At 65.4% G+C, this 2,205-nt stretch carries 3 protein-coding genes; 2 read left to right on the top strand and 1 reads right to left on the bottom strand.

All coding sequences use genetic code 11. The annotated features are described in order from the left end of the window. The first annotated feature begins 139 nt into the window (after nucleotides 1–139). Entirely contained in the window at nucleotides 140–310 is a 171-nt protein-coding gene (locus ACH4SP_RS42485) for a hypothetical protein (protein ID WP_398423862.1), read from the top strand. Between the two features lie 99 nt (nucleotides 311–409). Here the strand turns inward: ACH4SP_RS42485 and ACH4SP_RS42480 are convergent, their stop codons facing one another. Next, the gene (locus ACH4SP_RS42480) at nucleotides 410–1,543 is read right to left on the bottom strand and encodes an MFS transporter (protein WP_398423860.1); all 1,134 of its coding nucleotides are present in this window, start codon (nucleotides 1,541–1,543) and stop codon (nucleotides 410–412) included. Nucleotides 1,544–1,707: 164 nt separating this feature from the next. Between ACH4SP_RS42480 and ACH4SP_RS42475 the strand changes: the two genes are divergently transcribed. Then, the gene (locus tag ACH4SP_RS42475; RefSeq protein WP_030572237.1) at nucleotides 1,708–2,085 is read left to right on the top strand and encodes a MerR family transcriptional regulator; all 378 of its coding nucleotides are present in this window, start codon (nucleotides 1,708–1,710) and stop codon (nucleotides 2,083–2,085) included. Nucleotides 2,086–2,205 lie beyond the last annotated feature (120 nt).

The following is a 2,205-nucleotide window of genomic DNA, read 5'->3' as shown; positions in this document are numbered from 1 at the left end:
CAGAGAGGCCACCACCAGCCCGACAGCCCCAGCCGAAGGCGCGAAGCGGGCAGCACGTCACTTACCGCTCTATGAGAGAAGCGGCGCGGGAGGCCCTGCGCACGGGACGTGAGGTGCGCCGCGTGCGCAGGGCTGCAGCTTGCACGTCACCGCCCAGCCCGATCTGCACCACACGCTGCTCGCCGCAGCGGCGACACTCGGCGCCAACGGCGCGTCCCTGGCCGAGCGCAAGGCGTACCGGATCTACGCGGACCGGCTAAACAACGCCGTGGTGTCCGCAGTGCCGTGGCAGAAGACATCCAATCAATGAGGTCGATTTCAAAGATTCCTTTCCGTGAGTACGGATCGCCGGACCCATGAGCGATCCACTGGGTTTTGCTCCCGGGTCTCAGTCAGGGGCAGCGGTGGTTTAGCGGCTGCCGAGCTCTCCCTTGGTGAACCCGTATTTGTGTGCCGCGAGCACAGTGGCGAGTGCAGGGACGAGCAGTGCGAGCGTGACCCAACTCAGCCAGGATGCATCCAATCCGCTGAGGACGATGCCTCCGATGATGCCGCCACCGGCGATTCCGACGTTCCATCCGGTGGTGAGGAGTGCTTGGGCGACATCGCCGGCGTCGCCTGCTGCTTCGGCGACTGCGGTCTGCAACAGGGTAGAGGTGCCGCCGAACGCGAGCCCCCAGAGCGCTGCGCTGGCGTAGACGAGCGAAGGCACGCCGGAGAAGATGCCGAGCAGCAGCGCGCATGTCGCGAAGAGCACACACGCGAGGATCATGAGGAGGCGCAGGTGCCGATGGACGAGCGCTCCGGCGATCCAGATGCTCACCAGCGACACCAGACCGAAGGTGAGCAGCACGGCGTCGACTTGACCTGCCATGCCGAGCGGCTTGAGGAACGGGGCGATGTAGGTGTAGAGGATGCTGTGGGCGAGCACGAACGTGAGGGTCACGAAGAGCACGGGCGCTACGCCGGGAATGCGGAAGGTACGGGTGAGCGGGAGCCGTGAGCCCTTGGGCTGTCCGGGGAAGTTCGGCACCGCCGCGACGACCCACACGATCAACGCGAGCGTGAGGGCGGTCATGATCCCGAACGCGTATCGCCACTCGACGAGCTTGGCCAGAAACGCCGCAGCAGGAACTCCGACGGACAGGGCGACGATTGCGCCCCCCATCGCGATCGCCATTGCCTTGCCGCGCTGATGTGAGGGAACCATCCGTACCGCGTACCCGGCCAACAGCGCCCAGAGCAACCCGCCGACGATGCCGCCGAGGCACCGGGCGGCCAGCGTAAGTGCGAAGCTCTCGGAGAGCGCGGTGACGGTGTTGGCGATCACCAATCCTGCGATCGCCGCCAGCAGCAAGTGTCGGCGCGGCCAGCCGATCGTCGCCTTGGTGAGCGGGATCGCGGCGAGGATCGCCCCGATCGCGAAGACGGTGACGCTCTGCCCGGCAGCACTCTCGCTCACACCCAGGTCTCGGCTCATCCCGGGAAGCAGCCCGGCGGGCATCGTCTCGGTCAGGAGCGTAATGAACCCGGTGGCGGCCAAGGCCAGAAGACCCGCCAGTGGGAGCCGGGCGTTCGCTAGCGAGGGAGATGGCACAGCGTGTGTTTGTGTCATGGCCCTATGATCGAAGGGTGACATTAGTGTGAGGGTCAAGTCGGTGTCCGCTGAGTCACACGACGCCAGCCACAGAGGGCGAGGAGAGGGATATGCGGATCGGTGAGTTGTCGACGCACACGCGGACTCCGGTGAGGTTGCTGCGCTACTACGAGGAGCAGGGACTGATCGCGTCAGATCGACTGCCCAACGGATACCGGGACTATGAGGAGTACGTCGTTGACCGGGTTCTCCAGGTACGAGGCCTGCTCGACGCAGGGCTGCCCACACGGATCATCAAGCAGATCCTGCCCTGCCTGAACACCCCCCGCACGATCCACATGCCCTACGTCACGCCAGACATGGTCGCAACGCTCGAACACGAACGCGACCGCATGGCCGAAAAAATCGAATGCCTCACCAAGAACCACCGAGCCATCACCGACTACCTCGACGCAGCACGCCGCGATACCCGAGCCTCCTACCGGTAGTCCATTGAACCCGGCGGTAGTTGGGCTTGACGTCTGCTCGGGGCTCTCATAGAGCGGTAAGTGACGTGCTGCCCGCTTCGCGCCTTCGGCTGGGGCTGTCGGGCTGGTGGTGGCCTCTCT

The organism is Streptomyces sp. NPDC021093 (assembly GCF_044333135.1).
GTDB lineage: Bacteria > Actinomycetota > Actinomycetes > Streptomycetales > Streptomycetaceae > Streptomyces.
Note: the sequence above shows the minus strand (reverse complement) of the source record. Positions and strands in the feature narration are given on the sequence as shown.